The organism is Actinomadura rudentiformis, assembly GCF_008923185.1.
Classification (GTDB): domain Bacteria; phylum Actinomycetota; class Actinomycetes; order Streptosporangiales; family Streptosporangiaceae; genus Spirillospora; species Spirillospora rudentiformis.
Genome location: NZ_WBMT01000001.1, coordinates 466384 through 490855 on the forward strand (window position 1 = coordinate 466384; position 24472 = coordinate 490855).

The following is a 24472-nucleotide window of genomic DNA, read 5'->3' on the forward strand; positions in this document are numbered from 1 at the left end:
CCTCTCGCTAGTCCCAGTAGCCGGTAGATCGCTCGGCTGCGGCGGCCATCGCGGCGCCGTCGAGTTCGACGATCGTCAAGGGAATGCCGCCGAACGGCCATTCCACGGCGAACTCGAAGGGCTCGTCGGGGGCGCCGGCCACAGCCACAGGCCCAGTTCGTTCGACACGCCCGGACCGGACATCCCGAACGCGAAGGGCAGCGACATCAGCAGCGGTCCTGCGGGCGGGTCGTCCCTGCTGGCGGACGGGTGCCGCTGAAGCGTGGTCGCTTTGGTCCCGTCGCGAAAGCGCACTCCGAAGCGCAGCAGCCGGTCGGGGAGACCGCCTCCGGACACCGGCATGTCCATGCTGAACGTCACGGACGTGTGGAGCTGCCACCAGTCGTCCGCCGACATGTCGCCTCGTTTGCAGGCGATCTCGACGTTGAGCATGCAGCCGGTTCGGTACGCGCGGGCGCCGGGGATGATGACGGCGACGTTGGAGTTTCGTGCGATCACTCGTTCGATCGGCACCACACCGCCGACCTCGTTATCATCCGGGCCGGCCCAGGCGGGCAGCCTGAAATCGCCTGAGGGCTCTTCTTCCAGGACTTCCGGAACTTCGAAGAACATCACCTCACACTACGTTCGTCTGGAACATCGTCAAGGGAATGCATTTTGATCGCGCGGCTCCTGGCGCGATTTTTTGCGATTCTTCGTATCTTGCTTGTCCTGCCCTTCTCGGCCAGGAGGGTGAGTATCGGCAGGGACGTAGATTCGGTGGCGATGAGACGTTGCATCCAGTCTGTCGCGTTTGTCAATTCGGCGTCGGTCGGTTTTCGACCGGCCTTGATTTCCAAGTACATCGTCCAGTCCTGGATGCGGCGCTGAACGAATCTGCGACTTCCCTTCGCCTTGAGCAGCTGTGTCTCTGGACTGATTCCAGCTGCCCACTGCTGGAACTCCGCCGCGTCGGCCGCCTTCATGGCGATGGTGTCCACAAAATGGACGACTGCGGTCTTGGATACGAGTTCAATAGGGTCGCGCAGGATCGTGGCCACGAGCGCACGGTCACCGTCACGGCGTTGCGAAGCGGCGGCCACCGAAATTATCTTGCGATATACGTGCGAACGGACATGCTCGTCCTCGACGGCCTCCTCGATATCCACGTCGAGGATTTCGGCGTCCGCGAGCAATGCGGCCAGGTCGGCGCGTAGCGTCATTCGCTAATCATGCCTGGGGATTGCTGAGGGGAAACGTGTGGGTGTTGAGAGTGGTCCCTCAACACCCACGGGTGGCTCGTTCAGGCGGCGAGGTGGGCGGTCAGGCTGTCGAGGAGGAAGTTGCTGCCCTGCTCGGCCTGGTCCCGGTCTTCGGCGGTGTCGAAGGTCTGGGAGAGGGTGATCTTGGTGGCCTCGCCGTCGGCGGCGAGCTCGAGGTTCATGAGGACGGGCTCGTCGCGGCCGGGGACGTCCATGCCCATGACGAGGCGCTTGTTCTCCACGACCTCGACGTAGCTCCCCGACAGTGGGATGCGCGTGCCGTCGGGGAGGACCATGACGGAACTCCAGGCGCCGCCGGGGCGGACGTCCAGGACGACCTCTTCGGCGCTGGCCCACTTGCCGTAGTCGTCGGCGATGGTCCAGGCCTGCCAGACCTTGTCGGCCGGGGCGTCCAGGGTGCGGGTGATGGCGTAGTCGAAGGTGCTCATAATGATTCTCCTTGAGAGGGCCCCGGTGGGGCGGGTCAACGAGGACCACGATATAGTCAAGATTCGTGACAATCAAGGATCTTGGCTAAATATTCGAGGAGAGACGATCGTGACCTCTGGGGAGCCGGACTTGGGGATGCTGATCGGCGGCCTGGGCCGCTCGCTGCAGGAAGAACTGTTCGCCAAGCTGGCCGAGCGGGGACATCCCTCGGTGCGGCCGCGGCACGGCACCGTGCTGGCCTACCTGCCCGCGTCCGGCGCCCGTGCCACCGAGCTCTCCCAGCGCTCGGGCCAGCACAAACAGATCGTCGGGGTCATCGTCGACGAGCTGGTCGAGCTCGGTTACGTACGCCGGGAACCGGACCCCAGCGACCGGCGCGCCAAACTCGTCGTTCCCACCGAGGCGGGACTCGACGAGATCAGCACGGCCCGCGCCATCCTGGCCGACATCGAGCAGCGTCATCGCCGAGATCTGGGAGACGACACCTACCAGGCGTTCAAGGCCGCGCTCGAACACGTCATGCGCTCCCAGCAGTCCTGGCGGCAGCAATCGGCAGCGGAAGGGTAGGAGTATCCCGGCCACCCTCAGCGGTCGTGTTCGGCCTGGTCCCCGCCTAGCCTCGAGTTCATAGACACCGAGACGGACAACATGCTCGGGCGGTTTCTGCGGGCCCGCCGTGAGCGGCTCCGGCCTGAGGACCTCGGCATGCCGGCCGGGGCCCGCCGCCGGGTGGCGGGGCTGCGGCGTTCGGAGGTCGCGCAGCGTGCCGGTGTGAGCACCGACTACTACGTGAGGCTGGAGCAGGGCCGTGAGCGCCACCCGTCCGTCCAGGTGGTCGACGCGCTGGCCCGCGCGCTGGCGCTGGAGGAGGACGCGGCAGCGCACCTGCACGGGCTGGCTCGCCCGTTCTCCGGTAAGCGTCCGTCCACTCGGCCTGAGCAAGTCAGTCCTCGCCTGCTGCAGATGATGGAGGCCTGGCAGCACACCCCGGCCGTCGTCTGGACCGCTGCCTGACCATGGTGGCCGCCAACGCCCTCGGCAGGGCCCTGTTCGACGGGCACACGTACGACGGTGACGATCCCCGCCTCATCCAGATGGTCGGCGAGCTGACGCTGCACTACGAGTCGTTGACGGTGAACAGCGCCCCCGGCCAGCAGCTCGTCGTCTACCAAGCCGAGCCGGGCAGCGCGTCAGAGGAGGCGCTGTCCCTGCTGGGCAGCCTCACCGCTGATCCCGCCGCCGAGCGGCACCGGCCCGTCCGGCAGGCGCCGCCACACCCGCACGACTCCTGATTCTTCCGTTCGAACGCGCGTCCGCCGCCGGCGCGCCATGTCGCCGTGCCCGCACTCACACTGGAGAAGACCACATGACCACGTCCCAAGCCGTCCTTACCAAAGTCGTTCTGATCACTGGCGCGAGCAGCGGCATCGGCCGGGCGACCGCGCTGCGACTGGCTCGTGAGGGTCACCAGGTGGTCCTCGGCGCCCGCCGCGAGGACCGCCTGGCCATGATCGCGCAGGAGATCGAGGCCGCAGGAGGCAAGGCCGGCGTTCGCCGCCTCGACGTGACCGACCGTGAGGACGTCGCCGCGTTCGCGGACGCCGCCGCCGAACGGCACGGCCGGATCGACGTGATCGTCAACAACGCCGGCGTGATGCCGCTGTCGCGGCTGGACGCCCTGCTGACCGACCAGTGGGACCAGATGATCGGCGCCAACGTGCGCGGCCTCCTGCATGGCATCGCCGCCGCCCTGCCGCACTTCCAGCGGCAAGGCGGCGGCCACTTCGTCACCGTCGCATCGATCGGCGCCCACCAGGTGGTGCCGACAGGCGTGGTCTACTGCGCCACCAAGTACGCCGCCTGGGCCATCACCGAGGGTCTGCGCCAGGAACTCGACCCGAGCATCCGCGTCACCACGGTCTCGCCCGGCGTCGTGGAGTCCGACCTGGCCGACTCGATCAACGACACGCTCGCGCGGGAAGCGATGCGGGCGTACCGGGCGGACGCCGTCCCGCCGGACAGCATCGCCGACGCCATCTCCTACGCGATCGGTCAGCCGCCCGGCGTGGACGTGAACGAGCTCGTCATCCGTCCCGCCCGTCAGCGCTAAGCGGCACCGTGACTTCTGTGGCGGGCGCGATGGCCAGGCCGGGGAGGAACGGCTCCGGGCCGGCGAATGGCCGTCACAGGTGGGGGTAAGCCGACCGCATGGACGCTGAGATTCAGGTCGTCGAGGTCAAGGAGGTACAGAGCCGCTCGGGCAACACCCGGTACGTCGTACGGGACGCGGACGGCACGGAGTACACGACCTTCCGGCCGCAGATAGGGCGCGAGGCCCACCGCTACGAGGGCCGTCGCGCACGGATCAGCTACCACGAGGAAGAACGCGGGGGATTTCACAACGTCTACCTGGACAACATCGCGCCGGCGTCGGCTGAGACGGCTGAGGCAGCTGAGGCGGCTGACGAGCATCACCACGGCAAGAGCCCCGACGAGGTCGGCTGGGACACCGCCGTTGAGGCCGCGGACTGGCTGCTGGGCGCCGGGGAGACCAAGAAGGCGGTCCCGCCCGAGCGCCTCTACGACAAGCTTCGCCCGTTCAAGGACCTGGTCGCGGACGACATCCGGGAGGGCGGGGACGAGGGAGGCGACCACCCCCGGGATCGACCGTCTTGATCAGGGGTCAGCAGGAGAAGGGGCGCACAGAACGGGTCATCGCCACGCCGTCGGACGGGTTGTCGTTCACGTACTTGGTTGCCACGATCTCGGTCGGTGCGGCGCCCCGCTCGACCCAGCGCGTGAGCGGGGTCAGCGCGTCGAAGACGTTCGGGCCCGGGCCGGAGCCGCAGTGCGTCATGCCGGGCATCATGAAGAGCCGGGCGAACTCCCGGGTCTGCCTGAGAGCGTCGCGGCTGTTGCGTGTGGCTGAGGTGGTCCGGACGACCCGGCGGTAGTAGTCGATGGTGTCGTAGGCGGAAACGACCGGATCGGCCCAGCCCGCGTACATGATGAGCTTGCCGCCGTGGCGCTTGAACGGCGCCAGGTCCGGATCGGTGGCGTCGATGATCGACCCGAGCTTCTGCCGTGCGATGCGGACGTCGCGGTGGAAGTCGAACTTCCACCAGTTCCAATCGGGATCGCGGAAAACCCAGTAGCGCCAGAAGTTCGCCCGCGCGGGCTCGGTAGTGCCCCAGTAGCGGCTCCACCCTTGCCGCACGTTCCCGGACGCCTCCACCACGGGGGCTTCGCTGCCGACCGGCCATCCCGGGTAGATCTGTTTGCCGTTGCGCGAATCGCGGGCCCCGGCGTACATCTGCCGCACGGCCTGGACCTGCCGCTTCGTCAGGCACGCGGGGGTGTCGCCCTCCCGGCACTGGAGCACGCCTGGATCGAACGAGCAGCGGCGCGGGTCGGTGAGGAAGCCGTCGGTCGCTTCGCCGCCGTCCCTGCCCCTGCACTGCCTGACGGCCGCGTTGGTCAGGAGCGGCAGCTTGGACGGCGGGATGATCGGATCAGCGTTGTTTCCGGGCGTGTGATTCTGGAGGAACTGCCAGAGGAAGCCGGCGTTGAGGGCTACGCGGTTGCTGCCGGGCGCTCCGGCCACGATGCCGTCGAAGTCGCCGGGGTAGCGCTGCGCCTCCATGAGCCCCTGGTGGCCGCCGGTCGAGCAGCCGACGAAATAGGCGTAGCGCGGCCTGGAGCCGGTGTAGGCCCGCACGATCAGCTTGGCGTTGACGATCGTCTCGTGGACGGCGCGGTGCCCCCAGTCCACGATGATCTCCGGGTTGGCGGCGCCCTGAACGAAGACGTCCGGATCATCGCCGGTATGCCCCGTGTCCGTGCCGACCGTCGCGTAACCGGCCGCCAGCAGCGGCCCTCCCATGGACGGGAAGTCGATGGCCGAGCTGTACCCGCCGTTGCCGAACATCACCACCCGCTGGTTCCATCCCCGCAGCGGCATCCACACTTCGAAGCCGATCCTGGAGCCGGGCACCGGCCGGGCCAGGCCGTGGACCCGGCAGAACGCGGGCACGGACGGCAGGACCCGGCCGTCGGGAGCGGTATACCGCCCTGCGGGCACCTGTTCGGCGATGGTGACGGTCGCGTTGGGCAGCGACGCGGCGGCCAGGCGTTCGCAACTCCGGTCGGCCTCGGGCCGGGCCGCCGCTGGGGGTGTGTGCGTGAGAAGTGCCGTTGACAGCAGGGCGATGACCGCCGCGAGTCTCCTGAACCTGGTCAACTCATGTCCTTCCATGCGTCGCGAAACCCGCAGGGCGCCGGTCAAGGGGCGGGGAGGACGGTCAGTTCCGCGTACGAGCCGCCGGCGCCGACCGTGAGGCCGACCCGGCCGCCCGGCGCGTCGGAGTCGATCTCCGGATGGTCGTCGCTGGAGACGGTGATGCGGAGACGGTGCCCGCTCTTCAGCCGGTAGTGAGTGGGCCATACGTGGACCCGCAGGTCGCTGGTCAGGCCAGGGACGACCGGGACCGGCCGCCGGTGCCCGTGGCGGTGGCTCGCCTTGAGCCAGCCTTCGGTCACCCTGGTCGCGGTGCCGTCGGGGGCGACGTCGGACACGACGATCGCGATGTTGCCGTCCCGGGCGGTGAACGACGCCTTGACGGTGGTCTCGATGTCGCCGGCGAGCACCAGATCGCGCCGCAGGGGGCCGGTCTCGAAGAGGAGCCGCTCATCGGGAGCGGCCGGGGTCTGCTCGGTGTTGACGGTGAACGTGGCCGCGCCGGGACGCCCGGGTGCCCGGTCGAGACCTCCGTTCCGGGTGAAGGCCAGGCGCAGGGCACGGGCCCCGGGCGGTGGCCAGTCGGGATACTGCCGCCACCCCGCGCCCGCGCCGGGGCCCGGGGTCTCGTACGAGGTGATCTTCGCCTTGGGCAGCGGAGCGGCGGGGTCGTCCCGCAGCCACCGATCCCACCAGGCGAGATAGGCGCCGGGGCCGATATCGGCGTACTGCTTCGCGGGATAGCCGTGCCGCCATGGGCCCGACACCAGCCAGACGTTGTCCTTGCCGGCCAGATAGTTCTTGACCATGCCGTCGCGGTAGCGGTCGTACCAGCCGTTGATCTCCAGGGTGGGGGCGGTGAGCCGGTGCTTGCGCGACTTGACGCTGCGGTCCTGCCAGAAGCGGTCATAGAGCGGGTGCTCGGCGTAGGTGGTCAACGTGTCCGGGGCCACGGACTGCTGCCACGGGCGGATCCGGGGAGAGTAGATGCCGCCTCGGTAGATGGTGTTCTCGTACCAGTCATGGAGGCCGTTGACCGGAATGATGGCCTTGAGGTGCGGCGGCTGGTTCACCGCGACCAGCAGGGACGAGTGGCCGCCGTAGCTGACGCCCATCTGGCCGACGCTGCCGGTCGACCACGGCTGGGCGGCGAGCCACTCGATGACGTCGTAGTTGTCGCGCTGCTCCTGCGGGCCGAACGGATCGACGCGGCCGGGTGACTCGCCCGAACCGCGGGTCGCGCACACCAGGCCGTTGTAACCGCGCTGCGCGAAGTACGTCGCCTGCACGCCGAACGACTCGGCCTGGTCGGCGTAGGCGGTGTAGTCGAGGATGAGGCCGGGATGGCGTCCCGCCGCGGGCCCCTCAGAGCCTCCTGGACGGTAGAGATCACAGGCGATGAAGCTGCCGTCGCGCACGGGAACGCGCACGTCCGAGCGGCTGACGCCGTATTGGGCGGGCCGGTCGTAGGTGAAGAACGGGTCGTTGAGGACACCGGCGGACGGGGGAGTGGCCGCACCGGCTGGAGCCGGCCCGGCGGTCACCGCCGCGAGCGCGGCCGTCATGGTGGCCGTCATGGTGGCCGCCAGGACGCCGTGCCTCAGGCGTCGACCCGACCACGTCGTTCGATCGCAGGTCCGGGGGCGCGCTCGCATCGTGTCGGCCTCCTCGCTGATCACGTGTCACCCGGCGTCCGGGTCCGCACGGACCATAGATTCAGCCGACCGCAGGGGGCCAACATCAATGACAAATGCATTGATGTGTTCGTGTCATAACTGCTGGTCACATGCTTGAATGTCGACCGGGCTCCCAGTCTGCGCCTTCGGGAAGGGGCGGCCTCGTTTCCGGACCGGCCTCCAGCAGCTCCATGAAGTGCCTGACCGCCGGGGCCTGCGGCCGCAGCGGGTCGAACATGACGCCGATGGGGCGGGTGAGCGCGGGATGCGCCAGCCGGCGCCGGTCCAGGCGAGCGAACTCGATGAGCGGGAGTACGAGCCCCGGGACGGCCGATACCCCGAGGCCCGCCGCGGCCAGCCCGGCGACGGCCGCGATGTTGCGGGCCTCGGTGATGGGCCCGAGCCGCACCCCCGCCTCGCGCAGCGCACGATCGGCGAAGACCCGCACGCTGCTGGCCTGGTCGAACGCGATGAACGCCTCGCCGGCCAGCTCCGCCCAGTCGATCGGATCCACGTCCGGCCCTTTGTCGGTCCCGGCGAAGCGGTGCCCCTGGGGGAACACGCAGTAGAAGTGGTCGACGGCGATCTGGCGGAAGCCCAGCGTCTCCGGAGGCCCGGTGAGCACGGTCACCGCCAGATCCACCTGGCCGGTACGGACCCGGTCGAGAACCTGGGCGAGCAGGCCGTCCTCGATGTGGATCCGTACATCCGGATGGTCCTGGCGGAACCGGGACACGATCGTCGGCAGGAGCGTGGCGGCCAGGGAGGGCAGGGTCGCGATCCGGACCAGCCCCCGGGTCCCGGCCAGGAAGCCGCTGAAGTGGTTGATGCCGCGGTCGAACTCCGCCACGACCCGTTCGGCGACGTCCGCGAACTCGCGGCCGGCGGGGGTCAGCAGCACCCGGCGGGTGGTGCGTTCGAACAGCGTGATGCCGACCCGGCGTTCCACCTCGGCGACCGTGCGGCTGAGCGAGGACTGGGCGAGCCGCATCCGTTCGCCGGCCGCGGTGAAGCTGCCCTCGCGGGCGACCGACAGCACCACGCGCAGCTGCTGGATGGTCAGATCCATGCGTTCTCCACATTGAACTATGTGGAATTGATGTTGGACACACAAGAGTGTCTCAGCTCACACTCGCTGGCAACCCCTGACCGAGAAGGAGGGCTCATGGTCGCCACGCTGGGCTTCGTCACCGTCGGGCTGTTTCTGGCCCTGACCCTCACGCGGCGGGTCTCGGTCCTGCTGGCGCTCGTCCTGGTGCCGATCGGGACCGCGCTGGCGGGCGGCTTCGCCGGCGACCTCGGCGACATGATCGCCAAGGGCGTGGTGAAGGTCGCGCCGGTGGCGATCATGATCACCTTCGCGGTGCTGTACTTCAGCCTGATGCTGGAGACCGGGCTGTTCGACCCGGTCATCCGGGGCGTCCTGCGCTTTGCCAAGGGCGATCCGATGAAGATCACCGTGGGCACCGCGGTGCTGACGCTGGTGGTCGCCTTGGACGGCGACGGCGCCTCCACGTTCCTCATCACCGTGTCCGCGCTGCTGCCGATCTACCAGCGGCTGGGCATGCGCCCGCTGGTCCTCACCGGCGTGGTGTGCATGGGCGCCGGGGTGATGAACATGGTGCCCTGGGGCGGCCCCACGGCCCGCGCCATGGCCGCCCTCAAGATGGACAGCTCCGACATCTTCCACCCCGTGCTGCCCGCGATGATCGCCGGGATCGCCTGGGTGCTGCTGGCCGCCTACGTCATCGGACGCCGCGAACGAGCCCGGCTGGTGGCGGAGGGCGTCGAGCTGCCCGATCCCGAGGCCGGGGTCCCCGCCTCGGGGCCGGGCACCCCCCGTGCCGACGAGCTCCGGGCGCCCCGCGACCTGCGGTTCTGGATCAACCTGGCGCTGACCGTCGTGCTGATCGTGGCCCTGGTCATCGAACTCATGCCGCTTGAGGTGCTGTTCGCGGTGGCGTTCGCGGTGGCCCTGGTGATCAACCGGCCGAGCTGGACCCAGCAGCAGGAGCTCCTGGAACGGCACGGGGCGAACGTGGTGCTCGTCACCACGATGATCTTCGCGGCCGGTGTCTTCACCGGCATCCTCAGCGGTACCAAGATGGTCACCGAGATGGCCGAGGCGATCGTGTCGATCGTGCCCGACGGCACCGGCGGCGTCCTGCCGGTGGCGACGGCGGTGACGAGCATGCCGCTCAGCCTGGTGTTCACGCCGGACGCCTACTACTACGGCGTCATGCCCGTGGTCGCCGAGACCAGCGCCGGGCTGGGCGGGGATCCGGCCGAGATCGCCCGGGCGGCGGTCCTCGGCCAGATGACCACCGGGTTCCCGCTCAGCCCGCTCACCGCCTCCACGTTCATCCTCGTCGGGATGGCGAAGGTCGACCTCGGGGCGCACCAGCGGTTCATCTTCGGCTGGGCGTTCGGCACCACGCTGGTCATGACGGTGGTCGCCTTGCTCACCGGCGCCATCTCGATCTGACCGACGAAACCTCGGGGGTTCCATGTCAACGCACAACGGCCGGACGGCCATGAGGATCGGCTGCGGCGCGGGCTTCGCCGGCGACCGCATCCCGCCCGCCGTCGACCTGCTCGAACGCGGCGACCTCGGCGTCCTGGTCCTGGAATGCCTGGCCGAACGGACCATCGCCCTCGGCCAGCGGCGGCGCCTGCAAGATCCCGGACACGGTTACGACCCGCGCCTGCGGGCGCGGCTCAGCGCGCTGCTGCCCGCAGCGGCACGCCGGGGTGTGCCGATCCTCAGCAACATGGGCGCGGCCAATCCGCGGGCAGCCGGGGTCGCGGCCAGAACGCTCGCCGATGAGCTCGGGCTGAACGACCTGCGGGTGGCCGTGGTCACCGGTGACGACGTCCTCGACCGGATCGACCTCCAGGCCCCGGCCCTGGAGGACGGCCGGCCGCTCGCAGAGCACGGCCCGATCATCTCCGCCAACGCCTACCTCGGCGCCGACGCCCTGATCCCCGCCCTCGCGGCCGGAGCCGACGTCGTCCTCACCGGCCGGGTCGCCGACCCCTCGCTGTTCCTGGCACCGCTCGCGTACGGGCTGGGCTGGGACCTGGAGGACTGGCCGCGCACGGCCGCCGGCACCCTCGTCGGCCACCTGCTGGAATGCGCCGGCCAGATCACCGGAGGCTACTTCGCCGACCCCGGGCACAAGGACGTCCCCGACCTGGCCGATCTCGGCTTCCCGTACGCCGACGTCGGTGCCGACGGCACGGCCACCATCGGCAAGCCACCCGGCACCGGCGGGATCGTTTCCCGCGCCACCGTGCGCGAGCAGCTGCTGTACGAGGTCACCGACCCCACGGCCTACGTGACCCCCGACGTCGTCCTCGACCTGTCCGGCGTCACCGTCGAGGAGGCCCGCCCGGACACCGTGCTCGTACGCGGCGCCGTGGGCCGCCCACGACCGGGCACGCTCAAGGTCAGCGTCGGCTACCACGCGGGTCACCGCGCCGAGGCCGAGATCTCCTACGCCGGACCGAACGCCCGGCGCCGCGCCGAGCTGGCGGGCGAGATCGTGACCGCCCGGCTCGCCCCGACCGGCCTGCGCCTGCGCGCCGACGTGACCGGGACCGAGGAGTGCCGCCTGCGGGTCGCCGCCCTGACCTCCTCGCCCGAACGCGCCGACGACGTCTGCTTCGAGGTCGAGGCGCTCTACACCAACGGGCCGGCGGGCGGCGGCGGCGTCCGCACGAACGTCACCGACGTCATCGGCATCGTGTCGACCCTGCTGCCCCGCGACGCCGTCACGCCCCGAACCGAGATCCTGGAGACGGCTCATGCGCGCGAGACTGCATGACATCGCCCACGCCCGTACCGGTGACAAGGGCGACACCTCGACCCTGTCGGTCTTCCCCTACCGCGACGAGCATTACCCGGACCTGGTCAGGGAACTCACCTCCGAGGCGGTTCGCCGGCATCTGAGCACCCACATCCGCGGCGAGGTGATCCGCTACGAACTGCCCAACGTGTGCGCACTGCAGTTCGTCTGCCGCCGCTCGCTCGACGGCGGCGTCACCACCTCCCTGGCCCTCGACACCCACGGCAAGAGCTTGAGCTCCCGCCTCCTCTCCCTGGAGATCGACCTCCCCTGACCGATCGATGTCCCCTGACCGATCGATGTCCCCTGACCAGCGCGCCGGGCCCGAGCATGAGGCGGGTCACAGGAACCGCCAGGATGGGGATCGCGTCAGTAAGAACGTTTCGTGATTTCTCTGGGAAGGTCTTTCATGGGTGACGCTCCTCTTCCGCCTGAAGCGATCGAGGCTCACGAGCGGGGACTGGCGGCGGCCCGGCGGAACGACCTCGAAGGCGCCGAGCACTGGTGGCGCATCGCCGCCGAAGCAGGTGTCCCCGATGCCGCCTTCCAGCTCGGCTACCTCGCCGAGACGCGGGACGACCATGCGGAGGCCGAACGCTGGCACCGGCAGGCAGCTGAGGGTGGTCACGACGGCGGAATGCTGGGCGCGGGGGCGGCCCTGGAAAAGCAGGGCCGGAAGGAAGAGGCCCTGACGTTCTACCGTCGCGCGTGGGAGGCGGGCGCCGACGACAAGGCGGCGTTCAACCTGGGCCGCGTCTACGACGACGACGGCAAGGGTGACCTGGCCGCGGCGGCCGAGTGGTACGGCCGCGCGGCTGAGAAAGGCAATGCCGCCGCCGCGTACAACCTCGGGCACGTGCGCAGCGACCAGGGTGACAGGGCGGGGCAGGTGGAGGCGTGGCAGCGTGCCGTCGAGCTCAAGCACCCCCAGGGCGCCTTCAGCCTCGCCTCCGTCCATCTGGAGGACGGCGACGAGGACAAGGCCGTCGAGCTCTGGCGCCAGGCGGTGGCGGAGTTCGGGCATGCCAAGGCCGGCGAGAACATCGCCGTGTATCACACGCGGAAGGGAGAGCCGGAAAAGGGCAGGTTCTGGGACGAGGTGACCAGGGGCCTGACCGCCTACAGCCCGCAGTTCGAGACGTTCGGAGCCTGGACGTCGGCCGCGTCGATCCACCGCCAGGACGTCCTCAACAAAGCCTTGGGCGAGGGCGAGGGCGAGGGCGAGGTTCGGTTCAACCTCGACGACGCGACGCTGACCACGGGTGGCCGGACGTACACCGGAATCACCAATCTGGGCAGCTTCTCGCACCTCGACAACAGCTGGCTGTGGGCATGGGCCAACCCCGCCCTCGGCCAGGACGTGCCCGCCCTGGCCCGCCTGCGCGAACTGCGCGAGTACGGCGAGGAGAACGACATCCCGGAGCTGGTGGTCGGCCGCCTGGACCTGTCCGGGTTTCCGCAGCCGCACCAGGCGGCGACGACGATGGCCATCGCGGCCGCCGCGCTGCTCGGCGGCAACGGCGTCCATTCCTGCCGCATCAACGAGGGGAGGGGGTCGGCGTACTTCCACCTGGACGACCCGCAGCTTCCTCCCGCCGAGTACGACCATCTCGCCGCCGCGCGCCTGCTGATGACGGCCACGGAGGTCTTCCCCTCGGATCACCGGCTGGTCGTGCGCGGCTTCCTGGGGCACTACGGCTTCAGTCTGAAGATGTCGGCCGACGTCCTGGGCGGCGAGTCGCCGCAGGGGCACAGCCTGATGGTCGGCTTCACCGACACCGGTCTCATCAAGGCCATCTCCAGCGGAGCGGGCCGGGAGTAACCGGCTCGGCGGGAGGTCAGCGCTTGGCCGCCATCGCTCGTCCGGCAGTGATGGCGGCCGCGCCCACCACCGATGCGGTCGCCAGCCGCCGGACGGCGGTGCGGCGCTTGCCCTCCCAGCCACCCGTCACCGAACCCGTGTCGGCGGGCGCGACGTGGAGGTTGCCGGACATCGCCGGGGCAGGCTCCTCGCGAGACAGATGGGTACGGTCCACCAGCCGGGCCGCGGTCCGTTCGAGCACGTGCGGGCGTTTGCGGGCCTGCCGCCGCATGACCTGGCCGGAACGGCCGACGATCACCTCGCGCCGGGGGCGGCGCGCCAGCCGGACGATCGTCTTGGCCACGTGCTCGGCCGGGTAGACCGGCGGCATCGCCACCACCCGCCGCCCGGTGTAGTTGGCGGCGTGCTGGAACAGCGGGGTGTCGATGGTGGCCGGCATCACCGTGCACACCTTGATCTTCCGGTCGCCGGTCAGCTGCAGTTCCTGCCGGAGGCTGGCGCTCAGCGCCGAGACGGCGGCCTTGGACATCACGTAGGCGGTCGCGTACGGCTGCGGTACGAAGGAGGTGATCGACGAGACGTTCACCAGCACCCCGCTCCCTTGATCGCGCATATGCCGCAGGGCCACCCGTGCGCCATGGACGTACCCCATGACGTTGACGTCCAGGACGCGGCGGAAGTCGTCCAGCGGCACATCCAGGATGGGGCCGTAGACGCTCACCGCGGCGCCGTTCACCCAGACGTCGATCCGGCCGAAGCGGTCGACCGCCTGGCGGCCCAGCTCCACGACCGCGTCCGGGTCGGACACGTCCGTCGGGACGGCCATGGCCTGGGCGCCGCGCTCCTCGCACTCGGCGGCGACCTTCTCCAGCGCGTCCTCGCGCCGGGCCGCCACCACCACGGCCACCCCCTTCCCGGCGAACGCGAGGGCCGTGGCGCGCCCGATTCCGCTCGAGGCTCCGGTGATGACGACGACTTCCTTGATCTTCATGATCCTTCCTCACCTTTCCGGCGCCGGGTGCCTCCGGTTTCTACCCCGGCCGGACGTGGCAAACAGCTCACGCGCCGACGCGGTGTGAGGGTGTCCGAACTGTGCCACACATGCTTGGCATGGTCATGGAATCCCTGGGTACGGGCGGTTGGCTCGATGTACATCCTTGAGGGGGATGAGCTCATGAATCGGGTAACAGGCACAAAGCGCACCATCTCGGCAAGGCCGCTCGTCTGCCTGGCCGCCCTTACCGTGGGAGCGGTCTTTCTGCTGGTGGGCGTCCTCGGGTTCATTCCGGGGATCACCACCGACTACGACACCATGAAGTTCGCCGGCCACGAGTCGGACGCCAAGCTCATGGGGCTCTTCGACGTGTCGATCCTGCACAACATCGTGCACCTGCTGTTCGGGGTCGCGGGCGTCGTCATGGCGCGCCAGGCGCGCACCGCCCAGTGGTACCTGCTCGGCGGCGGCGTGATCTACCTGATCCTGTGGCTGTACGGCCTCGTGATCGACAAGGATCATTCGGCGAACTTCGTCCCCGTCAACGCCGCCGACGACTGGCTGCACTTCGTCCTCGGCGCGGGGATGATCGCGCTGGGGCTGGTCTTGTCCAGGCGCGTCCCCAAGCGGGAACGCGTGGTCTGACGCTCCGGACAGGGGCCTCGGTCGTCTCGTCGGGTTCCAAGCGGCCGCAGGCCCCTACGGAGTGGGACGCCGGGCGTTGGCGTGCCTGCGGTGATGTCTCAGCCGGTCGAGCCAGGCCAGGGCCGGTGTGGAGGTCAGGCCGTGCAGGAAGACCGACGCCAGCACGGTGAACGCCACCACGGCCCACAACGAACCGGGGTCCACGCCGAAGTCCGCCTGGCCGAGGGCGTAGGCCACGTAGAACAGCGAGCCGATGCCGCGGACGCCGAAGAAGGCGATCACGCGGCGTTCCCGCCGCCCGGCCAGCCCCCGGTGCAGCGAGCACCACCCGAGCAGCGGCCGGATGACCAGGAGGAGCAGCAGGCCGACCGCGGCGCCCCGCCAGGTGAGGTCGCGCAGCCCGCCCGTGGCGACGTAGCCGCCGAGGAGCAGCAGCAGCCATGCGGTGATCAGGCGTTCTATCTGCTCGATGAAACCGTGCAACACGCCGTGATAGCCGTGGGAACGTTCGGCGGCCCGGATCGCGCAGCCCGCGGTGAACACGGCGATGAACCCGTAGCCCCCCACCGCCTCGGCGACCCCGTAGGTCAGCAGGGTGGCGGCCAGCGCCACGAAACCCTCGTTGCGTTCGGCCAGCCGCAGCGAGGTCCGGTCCGCGCGGAAGAACAGGCGGCCCAGCAGCCATCCGACCCCGAGCCCGACGGCGAGCCCGGCGGCGCAGGCGTAGATCAGCTCGACCGCGAACCAGTGGCCGAGCCATTCGCCCGGCCCTCCGGCGCCGGCGAGCGCCATCGCGACGGCCGCGTAGACCAGGGGAAAGGCCAGCCCGTCGTTGAGCCCGGCCTCGGATGTGAGGCTGAAGCGCACCTCGTCGTCATCGTGCTCGGCATCGGTGGGTTCGCCGACCTGGACGTCGGAGGCCAGGACGGGGTCGGTGGGCGCCAGGGCCGCACCCAGCAGCACCGCCGCGGCCGCGGGCCATCCCAGCAGCACATGCGCCGCCACGGCGACGAGCACGGTGGTCACCGGCAGCACGATCACCAGCAGCCGCGCGGTGGAGGACCAGCGGCGGCCGAACGGCCGGTTCAGCGCCAGCCCGGCGCCCATCAACGAAACGATCAAGCAGAGTTCGGTGAGGTGCTCGACCGCGACCCGGTGCGCCACCGGGTCGGGCTCGGGCAGGTTCACCGGCAGCAGGTACAGCAGCACCCCACCGGCCAGGAACAGCACCGGCAACGAGACCGGGAGCCGGTGGATCAGCCCGGGCAACGCGGCGGCGAGCAGGGCACCGGCGCCCGCGATGACGAAGACAAGATCGATATGACCCACCCCCTCCCGCTGCCCGGCATGTGATCGGTCAATCCCCGATCACATGCCGGGCAGCGGGAGGTACGAGCGCGGTGGGATGGGTGAGAGCCCGGGCCGGTGCTCCAGGTCACGTCCTTCGGCTCTACGACCGCGGCCAGGGCGTGAAGGCGTTGGGGACCCGGCGAAGGACGTGGCGCAACGATGGGTGATGGCGCAGCAGCACGGAGGTCATCGTGGCTTCGTTGATCCAGTCCAGGCCGGCGCGGGTGTAGATCTCAGGCGTGTAGTCGGTGGTGAAGAACCGGTCGCTGTTGAGCCGCCTGGAGGCCATGAGGATGAAGATCCGGAACGCGGTGTCGCTGAACGCGAAGCCCTTCGGCCGCTTCTCCGCGTACATGCCGATCATCAGGTCGACCCGCTCGATGTCGCCGTCATAGACCGTGCGGATCCGCTCGGCGAGTTCGGGATCGTCGGTGAGGTCCTCGAACGAGCGTGCCGGCGCCAGTCTCAGCAGTCGCCGGAACTCGTTGTAGCGGGGTACGCCGAGCTCCCTGACACGCAGGATGTCGGTGGCGGCGAGGTCCTGGACGTGACCGTCCGGCCGCTGGAACTCCTGGAGGAACCTCGGGAAGTTGCGCAGGGTCACCAGCCCGGGGTGCTCGGTGCCGAACGAGTAGAGGAGGTCGGTCATCCCGTACTTCCTGGCCGTCTCCACGGCCGGGTCCCCGGTCAGCTCCCGCAACGTGGCGTCCAGGAGCGGGTTGTCGTCGGACGACGAGCGCAGGTGGAACTCGTCGGGGACCAGCGGATGCATGCGGTAGACCGCGACGAACTCCTCGGTGAGTGCGAACGGCACGCCGAAATGATCGGTGTGGCTGCCGGGGATGCCGCTGACGAGCTCACCGTCGCCGATCCGGCCGAACAGTTTGTGGAGGCGCTCGCCCGCGACGCCCCACCAGTTGGCGCGCATGCCGTACCGGGTGGTGGGATGCGCGATCACGGCGGGCGTCCACTCCACGGTATGGATCTTGGCGATGAGGGCGGCGTTGACCAGCCGGGCCCGCTGGTAGAGCTCCTCGTCCGACCAGTTGGGAAACTCGCCGCGCAACCGGTCGCAGATCGCGTTGTGCTCCAGGGTGAACAGCGCGTGCATCATCAGCACGCCCAGCCAGAACCCCGGTACCCGGCGCGGGTCCAGGTTCGGGTCATCGGGCATCACGGGCAGGCCGTCGGAGGCGACGCGCAGCTTCCCGTCCTCCCCGGAGCGGACGATCTTCTGGTGGTCGGGTGTCGAGCCGTAGATCTGCGACGCGTCCCACCAGTGGGTCTCGGTGTTCGCCCAGGTGGGCGGCGTGGACGGGGAGGGATTCCCGGCGGGGTCGGGCCGGGTGCGCATCACCCGCATCGGCCGCTCGGGCCACGGATCGCCGTCGGCGAGGGGGATCTCCCATGGCCGGTCCGTCGGACTGCGGCCGTGGCTGAACCAGTCACGGATCATGAACTGGAGCCAGGCGGCCACCAGGACGTTCACCGAGGTGGCGGGGATGAGGCTCTCGCGCGTCAGCAGCTCCCTGCTCACCTCGCGCGGGCTGGGCGACATGATGCGCGGCGGGACCTCGGGGAACGTCCGGTCGTTGGGGATGTTGCGGCCGAAGCGCGCCCCGGCCATGCCCATCCGGGGGTCGTCCGGGTCGTTGTGACTGCCGTCCGCGGTGCGGGCCATGCGGCTCTCGGCGGTGGGGGAGGGGACGGGCGGGAGGTCGGTGGCGGGCAGCTTGCTCGTGTCGTGGAGGTTCTCGCGGCGCAGGATGTCCCGCAGCCCGACGAGGACGAGCAGGCCGAGCGGCTTCGGCAGGCGATGCCACCCGATGGTGCGGTCCGCCAGGTGAGCCCCGCGGTCGAACAGGGACTTGAGGTTGGCGGCGAGCGGGATCCGGCGGGCCATCGTCATCACCTTGCCTGAGGGTCGGGAGTGTCGAACACGAGGCCGAAGCCCGCCACGCGCCGTCCGCGCAGGAACACCACCCCGAGGTACTGCCCGGATCCCACCATCCGGATCTCGTCCCTGACCCAGCGCGCCACCAGGGACGTGTGCGAGTAGTCCAGGACGATGCACTCCTTGCCGTCGACACGGCTCGGCCCGGGCGCCACCGTCGCGCGGATCGCCCGGATCCGCAGCGGTGTCACCTTGTTGCGCAGATCGCCGGACTCGCGGTCGAAGACCTTGCCCTGCCAGACGGCCAGGCGGGCAGCGCGTGCCAGTGCCTTGCCCGTCCGGGACCCTGACAGGATCAGTACGGTGCCGGCTCCGTCCCCGTCAGGAACCGGCCCTGCGGGAACGGACCTGAACAGCTGATCGAGCTCTTCCCCGTCCTTGTCGAGCAGGTCCATGATGCCAGGTAGGACGCTCATGATCCCTACCTCATTCCCCCATCGAGTGCCTCCACGATGAGCCCGCTTGCAACGCCGGTAAAGCCGCCCGCCGGACCTGACAACAAGTGGCCAGTCCCCGGCGGGGACGTTGATGACGATCACCGGCGGTTCGGAAAAGTCACGCGGACGCGGGGGCACGCTGAACTTTTGCGGTGGCGGCATTCGTTCCATGAGGGCGGTGTTGTTGACCAGCCCGGGCCGGGCGCCGGAGTGTGCCGTGTCGTTCCGGCGTCCGGTGCGCGATGATCAGCATTCCGCTTGTCGTCGTCAGGACGGCGCGTTGCCGAGCGCGCCACCGAACCGCCCGCAGGAGCACCTATGAGTCGCCGCACCGACCGCGGCCCCGTTGCGACCACCTCTCCGGACGGCGAGCGTCCCCAGGAAGGGGAGACGGGCCTGGCGGCCGCGTCCCACCGGCGGGCCGCCGTGAAGCTGCTGGTCTTCGCCGCGGTGCTGGTGGGGCTCGGAGTACTGGTCGCGGCGGGTGGCGGCTCGTTCTGGAAGACCATCAGTGACTGGGTCGATTCGCTGGGGTTCTGGGGGCCGCTGGTCTTCGCGGTGTGCTACTCGCTGGCGGTGATCGCGCTGATACCCGGCTCGGTGCTGAACGCGTCCGCGGGAGCGCTCTTCGGCGTCGCGCTGGGCTCGGTGGCGGTGCTGGCCGGGGCCACGGCGGGTGCGGCGCTCGCGTTCGGCCTGGCCAGGATCCTGGGACGCCCGGCGGTGGCCCGGTACACCGGATCGGGGCGGCTTGCCCGACTGGACTCGTATCTGTCACGCCGGGGCTTCGAGTCGGTCCTGGTGCTGCGCATGGTGTCGCTGTTCCCGTTCGGCGTGGTCAACTACGCGGCCGGGGTGGCCGGCGTGCGGTTCGCGCCCTACATGGCGGGCACGGCGCTCGGGATCGTGCCGGGAACGCTCGTCTACACCGGGCTCGGCGAGGCGTTGCGCGAGCCCGGCTCCCCGGTGGTGTGGATCGCGCCGGTGGGACTGGTGATCTTGAGCGCGGTGGGCTGGTGGGCGGCGAAGGCCGTCCGCTCCCGTCTGGAGGACGACGGGGATTCCTGAGCCGCTCGTCTCGCCTCTAGAGGCGCGTCCACAGCTCCAGCGCCAGGTCGGCTGAGCGGCGGAGTTCGGCGTGGCTCGCACCGGCGGCGGCCTGGACCGCGATGCCGTCGGTGAGCATCATGACGAACCGGGCGAGATCGCCGGGATCGCGATCGGCGGGCAGATCACCGGAGGACTGCGCGAGCTCGATGCGCCGCCGCAGCGCGAGTTCGGCCGTCTTCCTGCGCGCCATGGCGTCCCGGCGCACCGGCTCGGCCTCCTCGCCGCACGCCTGAACGGTGCGCACGGTCAGGCACCCACCCGGGCCCGAGGTCAGCTCGACGGCGCCATGGATCAGGCGCTCCATCACGTCCCGCATCAGGGGAAGGTCGAGGGCTTGGGAGGCGAACCTGCCCGGGCCTTCGAAATAGCGGTCCAGCACCTTGCCGAACAGCTCCTCCTTGTTGCCGAACGCCTCGTACAGGCTGGGCCGGCTCATGCCGACCGCCTCGGTCAGATCCGAGAGCGTGGTGCCCTCGTACCCCTGGCGCCAGAAGACCTCCAGCGCGCGGTCCAGCGCGGCGTCGAGATCGTGGACCCGCGGACGACCGCCCGGCATGGCTCTCCCTCCCTGTTTCCTACCTATCGGTAGGTTACCGCGTTGACAGCCGCATGGCGCATTCTCTAGTTTCCTACCGAGCGATAGGAAACTACCGAGAGGGTGATCATGAGCGATCGGCGGCAGCGGATCAGGGTCGGAATCGTGGGCGCGAGCCCGGGCGGGAGCTGGGCGGCGGCCACCCATCTGCCCGCTCTGGCCCATCTGGAGGAGTTCGCCGTCACCGCAGTGGCCACCTCCAAGCCCGAGACGGCGAGAGAGGCGGCGGCCAAGTTCGGAGCTGCGCACGCCTTCACGGGCGCGGCAGATCTGGCCGCTCACCCCGACGTCGACCTCGTCGTCGTGTCCGTCAAGTCGGCGGGGCACGCCGAAGCGATCCGGGCGGCCCTCGCCGCGGGCAAGCACGTCTACTCCGAATGGCCACTGGGCGTCGACGCGACCGAGACGGCCGAACTCGCCGAGGCCGCGGCCGCCGCCGGAGTCGTCCACGCCATCGGCCTGCAGGGATACCACTCACCCTCGGCTCTCTTCGTCAGAGACCTCATCGCCGAAGGCCGCATCGGCCGTGTCGAGTCGGCCGCGTTCATCACCCCGGGTGACCCGTGGGGCGGTGCCAGGATCCCCGAGGTGCTCGCCTGGGGCACCGACCCGGCGGCGGGCGCGGGCGTGCTGACGATCATGGTGGGACACGCCCTCGCGACGTTCGAGCACCTGGTCGGCGGGCTTGCGCAGGTGTCGGCGGTGGTCGCCAACCTCCACAAGAAGGTCGTCGTCACCGAGACCGGCGAACACATCGCCAACCAGGCACCCGGACAGGTCGCGTTGACGGGACGCCTGAGCGACGGCGCCGTGGCCTCACTGACCGTCCACGGAGGGAGCGGCACCGCGGGGCCCGATGAGTTCCTCCTGAGGATCGCGGGCACCGAGGGGACGCTGACCATCACGCCGGTCCTGGCCGGCGTGTATCCGCACTGGACCGAATGGAACATCAGGCTGCGGTCCGTCGGCGGCGTCACGAACACCCTGGACGTCCCGGCCCGCTATCGCGTCGTTCCCGAAAACGTTCCCGACGGGCCGATCGCCAACGTCGCGGCCCTCTACCGCGAGATCGGTCAGGCGATAGACCAGGGGCGTGACGCGAACCCCGACTTCGCCACCGCCCTGCACTACCACCGGCTGCTGGAAACCCTGGAGCGCGCGTCACAGACCGGCCGGTCCCAGCCCGTCGCCGAATAAGCGTCAAATTCCTTTTGCCGGGAGACTCAACCCCCTTGAGGAGGCCCACCTGTCAGCCGGGTATGGGTGCCGGGAGGGGGAGAAACCATGGCGGAGTCCGGTCACCCGATCCAAGGTGAGCACAAGTACGAACAGCACGTGACGTCGGCGGATCAGAGCGAGGAACGGCCTGGTCGCAGCCTGGTGACGACGGACCACGAAGTGATCCGCAACTGGGCCGAGGAACGCGGGGCCGAGCCCGCCACCGTGCCGGGAAGCGAATACGGCGATCGTCCCGGACGGTTGCTCTTGGACTTCCCGGGTTACGGAGGGGAAGATCTCAAGAAGATCTCCTGGGACGAATGGTTCCGGACGTTCGACGAGCGGAAGCTGAACTTCATCTACCAGGAGCACAAGGCGGACGGCGCGCAGAGCAACTTCTTCCAGCTGGAGAACCCCGAGCGTGACGACCGCTGACCATGGGGTGGTCAGCCGCAGAACACCCTGGTGATGTGGTTGGTGTTGTCAACGAGGACGTTGAGGCGTTCTGCCACGAAGCCCAGCTTCGCTGACTCACCGGGACGCAGGATGCGGATCGTGCGCGTCACACTCAGGCTCTGTATCTCGACCTCGCCGGCGTGCACCGGACCTGGGTCAACTGAGATCACTTTGCCGATCAGCTGGGGGGACAGCCGAAGGGCGTCGCACGCGCCCAGGGGAGGCGCCGCCTCGGCGGTGCCGGTCATGAGGGCCGCGCTGAGGGTGGTGGCCGAGCCGGCGGTCAGCATCATCCGGCGGGCGGGAACGCGCACGGGCGACTCCTTTCGAAGGTGACGCCCGATCCGGACGTCTGACTACAATGAGCAGTCAGAAGATAACAGCTCGTGGCGTGGGAAGCGGTGAAGCCGCTCGGTGACCGCGGCTGTGTCCTAGGCGCTCTCGTCGGGACGGGCTTCCTTCTCCAGGGCCTTGGATGCGCTGAGGATGCCGCGGAGGCCGATCTCCTCGCGTTCGGCGTCGAGTGGATCGAACAACCACTGAGTGGGCGGCAAGCCGGTGGTCTCCTCCGGCCGGCTCGCTTCGGCCAGGGTGAGTTCGGTCTCGACCTCGGCCTCAAGCTCGTGCAGGAAATCGTTGTCGCCGGTCGGGGTGCTCATCTCTCCTCCATGGGCTGGGTGGTCATGGCGGAACCTCCGTTCAGTCAGTTACGACAGGGCAGCCCTCCGCCCTGTGACAGATCCGCCGAGATTTTCTTGGACGGCGCGATCACGGTGGCGATCAGCAGGACGCAGGCGGCGGCGAGAAGGGCGACCACGGCGGTCGCTCCGATCCGCGGCGCCGCGAGCGGCAGCAGCAGCGCGACGGTGACGCAGCCCAGGACCACGGCGGGATGGACGACGGGTTCGGGCACGATCGGCGCGTGGACCAGCCAGAGCAGGGTGATGAACGCGGCGACCGGGATCGCGACGGCGTAGCAGACCGCGAGGGGTGAGGCCGCGAGACCGTGCCCGGTCCGCTCGACCGCGACCTCGATGCCGGCGCCGACGGCCGCCAGGGCCGCGAAGAGGCCGTAGTGGCCATAACCCCACAGGCAGGAGCGGTGGCGGCGGTCGCTGAGGCCGTCGCCTGCCGGTGCCAGGAAGTAGAGCCACCACAGGGCGAGCAGCAGGATGAGGCCGGAGCCGGCGACGATGAGGAAGGGGGCGCTGACCCTGGCCGTCTCGAGTGCTCCTTCGATGCCCCTGGACACGGCGAGGACGCTCTCGCCGAGCAGGATGATCGTGAACAGCCCGTACCGCTCGGCGATGTGGTGCGGATGCCACGTGGTGGCCCCGGGCCGTTCCGCCCACCGGGGCACGGCCAGTTCCAGGACGGCCAGGGCGACGAAGGCCGGCACCTGGGCCGACGACGGCAGGGCGCCGGTCTCGGCGAGCAGGAGGCGAAGCAGCCAGCCCACCTGCAGGGCGGTGATGCCGGTGGCATAGCGCATCGCGGTACGGCGTCTCTTCGGATCCTCGATGCCGGCGCGCACCCACTGGGCGACGAGCCCGATCCTCATGAGGAGATAGCCGAGTGTGACGGCGCGGTAGTCGGCATGGTTCGCGGCCGGAACACCGGCGGCCAGGACGAGGACCCCCGCCATCTGCACCATGGTCAGCAGCCGGTAGGCGATGTCGTCGGTGTCGTAGGCCGACGCGAACCACGTGAAGTTCATCCACGCCCACCAGATCGCGAAGAAGACCTGGAAGAACGGGACCAGCCCGGCCGTGGCGTGGCCGCCGGCGATGTCGTGGGCGAGCTGGGCGGTGACGGCCGCGACCGCGACCACGAAGGTCAGGTCGAACAGCAGTTCCAGCTGGCTCGCGGCGCGGTGCGGCTCGTCGATCGGTCGTGCGCGCATCCGGACCCGGATTCCGCTTCTGGCGCTTTCTGGTGGCACGCCTCTGCTCCTGTCGCTGGGTGGGCTCGTTCTCCAACGACGACAGGGCAGCGTGCCGATCTGTGACACATCGGGTCGCGGGCAGGCCCTCTCAGGCGGCGGGGCCATTCATGAACGCCCCAAGTATCAGTACCATCAGCCCATAACAAACCTTACAGGAGTATCTGTGGCGCTTCCTGAGCCTCCGTACATCGCCGTCTACATCACCTCGATCCTCTCCGACGACCTGGACGGTTACGACGAGCTGAACGACCAGATGGTGAAGTTGTCCGAAGAGCAGCCCGGCTACCTGGGGCGCGAATCACTGCCTGGTGAGGGGAACGAGGAACGAGTGGTCATCTACTGGCGCGACCTGGAGTCCCTCAAGGGATGGCGCCTGCACCCTGAACACCAGGTCGCGATGCGTGCCGGCCGGGAGCGCTACTACACCTCGTACGACATCCGCGTCACCAGGGTCGAACGCGAGTACGGCTTCCGCCGCGACCCGGCCGGCTGAG

At 69.5% G+C, this 24472-nt stretch carries 28 protein-coding genes; 14 read left to right on the top strand and 14 right to left on the bottom strand.

What is annotated here, in order from left to right:
* Nucleotides 1-75 precede the first annotated feature (75 nt).
* The 3 genes from F8566_RS02240 to F8566_RS02250 form a co-directional block, all read right to left on the bottom strand.
* Complete coding sequence (locus tag F8566_RS02240; RefSeq protein WP_151557417.1) at nucleotides 76-612, bottom strand: hypothetical protein; 537 nt, start codon at nucleotides 610-612, stop codon at nucleotides 76-78.
* Nucleotides 612-1202, bottom strand: coding sequence for a hypothetical protein (locus F8566_RS02245; protein WP_151557418.1), 591 nt, complete (start codon nucleotides 1200-1202; stop codon nucleotides 612-614). The genes F8566_RS02240 and F8566_RS02245 overlap by 1 nt, the downstream gene beginning before the upstream one ends.
* 80 nt (nucleotides 1203-1282) lie before the next feature.
* Entirely contained in the window at nucleotides 1283-1690 is a 408-nt protein-coding gene (locus F8566_RS02250; RefSeq protein ID WP_151557420.1) for an SRPBCC family protein, read from the bottom strand.
* Nucleotides 1691-1799: 109 nt separating this feature from the next.
* Between F8566_RS02250 and F8566_RS02255 the strand changes: the two genes are divergently transcribed.
* The 5 genes from F8566_RS02255 (at nucleotide 1800) to F8566_RS02270 (ending at nucleotide 4367) form a co-directional block, all read left to right on the top strand.
* Nucleotides 1800-2258, top strand: coding sequence for a MarR family winged helix-turn-helix transcriptional regulator (locus tag F8566_RS02255; RefSeq protein WP_225992776.1), 459 nt, complete (start codon nucleotides 1800-1802; stop codon nucleotides 2256-2258).
* An 81-nt stretch (nucleotides 2259-2339) separates the two neighbouring features.
* Entirely contained in the window at nucleotides 2340-2705 is a 366-nt protein-coding gene (locus tag F8566_RS52570; protein ID WP_318836381.1) for a helix-turn-helix domain-containing protein, read from the top strand.
* A gap of 2 nt (nucleotides 2706-2707) precedes the next feature.
* Nucleotides 2708-2983, top strand: a complete 276-nt coding sequence (locus tag F8566_RS52575) for an MmyB family transcriptional regulator (RefSeq protein ID WP_318836382.1) — start codon at nucleotides 2708-2710, stop codon at nucleotides 2981-2983.
* A 74-nt stretch (nucleotides 2984-3057) separates the two neighbouring features.
* Nucleotides 3058-3801, top strand: coding sequence for an SDR family oxidoreductase (locus F8566_RS02265; RefSeq protein ID WP_151557422.1), 744 nt, complete (start codon nucleotides 3058-3060; stop codon nucleotides 3799-3801).
* Between the two features lie 98 nt (nucleotides 3802-3899).
* Entirely contained in the window at nucleotides 3900-4367 is a 468-nt protein-coding gene (locus tag F8566_RS02270; RefSeq protein WP_151557424.1) for a hypothetical protein, read from the top strand.
* Nucleotides 4368-4374: 7 nt separating this feature from the next.
* Here F8566_RS02270 and F8566_RS02275 read toward each other — a convergent pair whose 3' ends face one another.
* The 3 genes from F8566_RS02275 to F8566_RS02285 all read right to left on the bottom strand — a co-directional run bounded on the left by F8566_RS02275 (nucleotide 4375) and on the right by F8566_RS02285 (nucleotide 8673).
* The gene (locus F8566_RS02275; RefSeq protein WP_192809469.1) at nucleotides 4375-5931 is read right to left on the bottom strand and encodes a tannase/feruloyl esterase family alpha/beta hydrolase; all 1557 of its coding nucleotides are present in this window, start codon (nucleotides 5929-5931) and stop codon (nucleotides 4375-4377) included.
* Between the two features lie 41 nt (nucleotides 5932-5972).
* Nucleotides 5973-7505 (bottom strand): CocE/NonD family hydrolase, encoded by a 1533-nt coding sequence (locus F8566_RS02280; protein WP_151557433.1) that lies wholly within the window; start codon nucleotides 7503-7505, stop codon nucleotides 5973-5975.
* 205 nt (nucleotides 7506-7710) lie between these two features.
* Complete coding sequence (locus tag F8566_RS02285; protein WP_151557435.1) at nucleotides 7711-8673, bottom strand: LysR family transcriptional regulator; 963 nt, start codon at nucleotides 8671-8673, stop codon at nucleotides 7711-7713.
* A 96-nt stretch (nucleotides 8674-8769) separates the two neighbouring features.
* Between F8566_RS02285 and F8566_RS02290 the strand changes: the two genes are divergently transcribed.
* From F8566_RS02290 to F8566_RS02305, 4 genes are all read left to right on the top strand, one after another.
* Nucleotides 8770-10089: a CitMHS family transporter gene (locus F8566_RS02290; protein ID WP_151557437.1), complete on the top strand. Its 1320-nt coding sequence runs from the start codon at nucleotides 8770-8772 to the stop codon at nucleotides 10087-10089.
* 22 nt (nucleotides 10090-10111) lie between these two features.
* Entirely contained in the window at nucleotides 10112-11431 is a 1320-nt protein-coding gene (locus tag F8566_RS02295) for an acyclic terpene utilization AtuA family protein (RefSeq protein WP_225992777.1), read from the top strand.
* Nucleotides 11412-11726 (top strand): AtuA-related protein, encoded by a 315-nt coding sequence (locus F8566_RS02300; protein WP_151557439.1) that lies wholly within the window; start codon nucleotides 11412-11414, stop codon nucleotides 11724-11726. Before F8566_RS02295 ends, F8566_RS02300 begins: the two co-directional genes overlap by 20 nt.
* 135 nt (nucleotides 11727-11861) lie before the next feature.
* A complete protein-coding gene (locus F8566_RS02305; protein WP_151557441.1) occupies nucleotides 11862-13274 on the top strand; it encodes a tetratricopeptide repeat protein in 1413 nt (470 codons plus the stop codon).
* A 16-nt stretch (nucleotides 13275-13290) separates the two neighbouring features.
* Here the strand turns inward: F8566_RS02305 and F8566_RS02310 are convergent, their stop codons facing one another.
* The gene (locus tag F8566_RS02310) at nucleotides 13291-14265 is read right to left on the bottom strand and encodes an SDR family oxidoreductase (RefSeq protein ID WP_151557443.1); all 975 of its coding nucleotides are present in this window, start codon (nucleotides 14263-14265) and stop codon (nucleotides 13291-13293) included.
* Between the two features lie 183 nt (nucleotides 14266-14448).
* Here F8566_RS02310 and F8566_RS02315 point away from each other — a divergent pair, with 183 nt between their 5' ends.
* Nucleotides 14449-14913: a DUF4383 domain-containing protein gene (locus tag F8566_RS02315; RefSeq protein ID WP_151557445.1), complete on the top strand. Its 465-nt coding sequence runs from the start codon at nucleotides 14449-14451 to the stop codon at nucleotides 14911-14913.
* Nucleotides 14914-14967: 54 nt separating this feature from the next.
* Here the strand turns inward: F8566_RS02315 and F8566_RS02320 are convergent, their stop codons facing one another.
* The 3 genes from F8566_RS02320 to F8566_RS02330 form a co-directional block, all read right to left on the bottom strand.
* A complete protein-coding gene (locus tag F8566_RS02320; protein ID WP_151557447.1) occupies nucleotides 14968-16242 on the bottom strand; it encodes a cation:proton antiporter in 1275 nt (424 codons plus the stop codon).
* Nucleotides 16243-16363: 121 nt separating this feature from the next.
* The gene (locus F8566_RS02325; RefSeq protein ID WP_151557449.1) at nucleotides 16364-18166 is read right to left on the bottom strand and encodes a peroxidase family protein; all 1803 of its coding nucleotides are present in this window, start codon (nucleotides 18164-18166) and stop codon (nucleotides 16364-16366) included.
* A 5-nt stretch (nucleotides 18167-18171) separates the two neighbouring features.
* Nucleotides 18172-18633, bottom strand: coding sequence for a hypothetical protein (locus F8566_RS02330; RefSeq protein WP_225992778.1), 462 nt, complete (start codon nucleotides 18631-18633; stop codon nucleotides 18172-18174).
* A gap of 339 nt (nucleotides 18634-18972) precedes the next feature.
* Here F8566_RS02330 and F8566_RS02335 point away from each other — a divergent pair, with 339 nt between their 5' ends.
* Nucleotides 18973-19722 (top strand): TVP38/TMEM64 family protein, encoded by a 750-nt coding sequence (locus F8566_RS02335; RefSeq protein ID WP_151557450.1) that lies wholly within the window; start codon nucleotides 18973-18975, stop codon nucleotides 19720-19722.
* A gap of 16 nt (nucleotides 19723-19738) precedes the next feature.
* Here F8566_RS02335 and F8566_RS02340 read toward each other — a convergent pair whose 3' ends face one another.
* Nucleotides 19739-20320 (bottom strand): TetR/AcrR family transcriptional regulator, encoded by a 582-nt coding sequence (locus F8566_RS02340; RefSeq protein ID WP_151557452.1) that lies wholly within the window; start codon nucleotides 20318-20320, stop codon nucleotides 19739-19741.
* Between the two features lie 108 nt (nucleotides 20321-20428).
* Between F8566_RS02340 and F8566_RS02345 the strand changes: the two genes are divergently transcribed.
* On the top strand, nucleotides 20429-21556 hold the full coding sequence (locus F8566_RS02345) for a Gfo/Idh/MocA family protein (protein ID WP_151557453.1): 1128 nt from the start codon (nucleotides 20429-20431) through the stop codon (nucleotides 21554-21556).
* Nucleotides 21557-21643: 87 nt separating this feature from the next.
* Nucleotides 21644-22012 carry a hypothetical protein gene (locus F8566_RS02350; protein WP_151557455.1) on the top strand — a complete coding sequence of 123 codons (369 nt, stop codon included), beginning with the start codon at nucleotides 21644-21646 and terminating at the stop codon, nucleotides 22010-22012.
* A gap of 11 nt (nucleotides 22013-22023) precedes the next feature.
* On the opposite strand, the gene F8566_RS02355 is transcribed toward F8566_RS02350, so the two are convergent.
* From F8566_RS02355 to F8566_RS02365, 3 genes are all read right to left on the bottom strand, one after another.
* A complete protein-coding gene (locus F8566_RS02355; RefSeq protein ID WP_151557457.1) occupies nucleotides 22024-22347 on the bottom strand; it encodes an I78 family peptidase inhibitor in 324 nt (107 codons plus the stop codon).
* 117 nt (nucleotides 22348-22464) lie between these two features.
* On the bottom strand, nucleotides 22465-22692 hold the full coding sequence (locus tag F8566_RS02360) for a hypothetical protein (RefSeq protein WP_151557459.1): 228 nt from the start codon (nucleotides 22690-22692) through the stop codon (nucleotides 22465-22467).
* Nucleotides 22693-22736: 44 nt separating this feature from the next.
* Nucleotides 22737-23936, bottom strand: a complete 1200-nt coding sequence (locus F8566_RS02365) for a low temperature requirement protein A (RefSeq protein ID WP_151557461.1) — start codon at nucleotides 23934-23936, stop codon at nucleotides 22737-22739.
* 205 nt (nucleotides 23937-24141) lie between these two features.
* On the opposite strand from F8566_RS02365, the gene F8566_RS02370 reads away from it, so the two are divergent.
* Nucleotides 24142-24471 carry an antibiotic biosynthesis monooxygenase family protein gene (locus F8566_RS02370; RefSeq protein WP_151557463.1) on the top strand — a complete coding sequence of 110 codons (330 nt, stop codon included), beginning with the start codon at nucleotides 24142-24144 and terminating at the stop codon, nucleotides 24469-24471.
* Nucleotide 24472 lies beyond the last annotated feature (1 nt).

Excerpts from the sequence above, each read along its gene's own strand:
- F8566_RS02335 (WP_151557450.1), top strand. The coding sequence starts at position 18,973 with ATGAGTCGCCGCACCGACCGCGGCCCCGTTGCGACCACCTCTCCGGAC.
- F8566_RS52570 (WP_318836381.1), top strand. The coding sequence starts at position 2,340 with ATGCTCGGGCGGTTTCTGCGGGCCCGCCGTGAGCGGCTCCGGCCTGAG.
- F8566_RS02365 (WP_151557461.1), bottom strand. The coding sequence starts at position 23,936 with ATGCGCGCACGACCGATCGACGAGCCGCACCGCGCCGCGAGCCAGCTG.
- F8566_RS02270 (WP_151557424.1), top strand. The coding sequence starts at position 3,900 with ATGGACGCTGAGATTCAGGTCGTCGAGGTCAAGGAGGTACAGAGCCGC.
- F8566_RS02300 (WP_151557439.1), top strand. The coding sequence starts at position 11,412 with ATGCGCGCGAGACTGCATGACATCGCCCACGCCCGTACCGGTGACAAG.
- F8566_RS02245 (WP_151557418.1), bottom strand. The coding sequence starts at position 1,202 with ATGACGCTACGCGCCGACCTGGCCGCATTGCTCGCGGACGCCGAAATC.
- F8566_RS02315 (WP_151557445.1), top strand. The coding sequence starts at position 14,449 with ATGAATCGGGTAACAGGCACAAAGCGCACCATCTCGGCAAGGCCGCTC.
- F8566_RS02295 (WP_225992777.1), top strand. The coding sequence starts at position 10,112 with ATGTCAACGCACAACGGCCGGACGGCCATGAGGATCGGCTGCGGCGCG.
- F8566_RS02290 (WP_151557437.1), top strand. The coding sequence starts at position 8,770 with ATGGTCGCCACGCTGGGCTTCGTCACCGTCGGGCTGTTTCTGGCCCTG.
- F8566_RS02285 (WP_151557435.1), bottom strand. The coding sequence starts at position 8,673 with ATGGATCTGACCATCCAGCAGCTGCGCGTGGTGCTGTCGGTCGCCCGC.
- F8566_RS02240 (WP_151557417.1), bottom strand. The coding sequence starts at position 612 with ATGTTCTTCGAAGTTCCGGAAGTCCTGGAAGAAGAGCCCTCAGGCGAT.
- F8566_RS02360 (WP_151557459.1), bottom strand. The coding sequence starts at position 22,692 with ATGAGCACCCCGACCGGCGACAACGATTTCCTGCACGAGCTTGAGGCC.
- F8566_RS02305 (WP_151557441.1), top strand. The coding sequence starts at position 11,862 with ATGGGTGACGCTCCTCTTCCGCCTGAAGCGATCGAGGCTCACGAGCGG.
- F8566_RS02330 (WP_225992778.1), bottom strand. The coding sequence starts at position 18,633 with ATGAGCGTCCTACCTGGCATCATGGACCTGCTCGACAAGGACGGGGAA.
- F8566_RS52575 (WP_318836382.1), top strand. The coding sequence starts at position 2,708 with ATGGTGGCCGCCAACGCCCTCGGCAGGGCCCTGTTCGACGGGCACACG.
- F8566_RS02250 (WP_151557420.1), bottom strand. The coding sequence starts at position 1,690 with ATGAGCACCTTCGACTACGCCATCACCCGCACCCTGGACGCCCCGGCC.
- F8566_RS02280 (WP_151557433.1), bottom strand. The coding sequence starts at position 7,505 with ATGACGGCCACCATGACGGCCGCGCTCGCGGCGGTGACCGCCGGGCCG.
- F8566_RS02350 (WP_151557455.1), top strand. The coding sequence starts at position 21,644 with ATGGCGGAGTCCGGTCACCCGATCCAAGGTGAGCACAAGTACGAACAG.
- F8566_RS02310 (WP_151557443.1), bottom strand. The coding sequence starts at position 14,265 with ATGAAGATCAAGGAAGTCGTCGTCATCACCGGAGCCTCGAGCGGAATC.
- F8566_RS02265 (WP_151557422.1), top strand. The coding sequence starts at position 3,058 with ATGACCACGTCCCAAGCCGTCCTTACCAAAGTCGTTCTGATCACTGGC.
- F8566_RS02345 (WP_151557453.1), top strand. The coding sequence starts at position 20,429 with ATGAGCGATCGGCGGCAGCGGATCAGGGTCGGAATCGTGGGCGCGAGC.
- F8566_RS02340 (WP_151557452.1), bottom strand. The coding sequence starts at position 20,320 with ATGCCGGGCGGTCGTCCGCGGGTCCACGATCTCGACGCCGCGCTGGAC.
- F8566_RS02325 (WP_151557449.1), bottom strand. The coding sequence starts at position 18,166 with ATGGCCCGCCGGATCCCGCTCGCCGCCAACCTCAAGTCCCTGTTCGAC.